Annotated in this window: 1 protein-coding gene; it reads left to right on the top strand. The window is 64.7% G+C overall.

Annotated elements, in window-relative coordinates:
* The coding region (locus tag J5M71_RS27775) for a glutamine synthetase beta-grasp domain-containing protein (RefSeq protein WP_207838783.1) at positions 1–481 on the top strand (481 nt) is incomplete at both ends.

Raw genomic sequence — 481 nt, 5'->3', positions numbered from 1 at the left:
AAAGCGGCCACGCGTTCGACGGCTCGTCGATCGCGGGCTGGAAGGGCATCGAGGCGTCGGACATGCTGCTCATGCCGGATCCGAACGCGGCCTTCATCGACCCGTTCTACGAAGAGTCGACCCTCGTGCTGACCTGCGATGTCGTCGAGCCGGCGGACGGCAAGGGCTACGAGCGCGATCCGCGCTCGCTCGCGAAGCGCGCCGAGGCCTACCTGAAGAGCACGGGCATCGGCGACACCGCGTACTTCGGTCCGGAGCCGGAATTCTTCAGTTTCGACTCGGTGCAGTGGAACACGGACATGTCCGGCTGCTTCGTGAAGATCAACTCGGAAGAAGCGCCGTGGTCGTCGGCGAAGGAATTCGAAGGCGGCAACACGGGCCACCGTCCGGGCGTGAAGGGCGGCTACTTCCCGGTTGCGCCGGTCGACCAGTTCCAGGACATGCGCTCGGAAATGTGTCTGCTGCTCGAGCAGATCGGCAT

It is taken from the genome of Pseudomonas sp. 43(2021) (assembly GCF_017490805.1).
GTDB lineage: Bacteria > Pseudomonadota > Gammaproteobacteria > Pseudomonadales > Pseudomonadaceae > Aquipseudomonas.
This window is presented reverse-complemented; position numbering and strand designations above follow the sequence as displayed.